Annotated in this window: 1 pseudogene; it reads right to left on the minus strand. The window is 54.4% G+C overall.

What is annotated here, in order from left to right:
* Nucleotides 1–528: pseudogene (locus POW22_RS10345) on the minus strand (hypothetical protein); the annotation flags it as partial.

The following is a 528-nucleotide window of genomic DNA, read 5'->3' on the forward strand; positions in this document are numbered from 1 at the left end:
TCACGTTGGTGAACAAGCCGCTTTCCTGAAGCGGTCCGTCATCCAACTGGAAGAAGTATACCCCCAGTCCGCTGGCCTCCGCCTGGATCTGATGATCCTCCGCAAAGGCATTACTGATCACCTCGGCACTGAATGTGGTCGGTGGCGAGGATACCGTTACCGTGGTCGAGGCCTCCGCACTACAACCCAGTCCGCTGGTGGTCTCCGTAGCGATCACCGTATAGGTCCCGCCTGCTCTGGCCACAATACTCGATGTAGTCTCTGGCAGTGGACTGCCGTTTAAGAACCACTCAAAAGTGTGGTCCAGATCACTAAGGCCCGTATTAATAACCGGTGGAGAAGATTCTCCCGATTCGTTCTGGATCGGGTTACCAAACTCATCCACACACAGTCTGTAGCTGTCCTCTAAGGTGATCACCGGTAGTGGTGATACCTCTAAGGTTACCGTAGTGATGGCAAAACAGCCCGTGTCCGTGTTGGTCACGCGTGCCCAGATCACCTGTGGGTTGCTCGTGTTGATATAGCTGT

Source organism: Gilvibacter sediminis, from assembly GCF_028561565.1.
Taxonomy (GTDB): Bacteria; Bacteroidota; Bacteroidia; order Flavobacteriales; family Flavobacteriaceae; genus Gilvibacter; species Gilvibacter sediminis.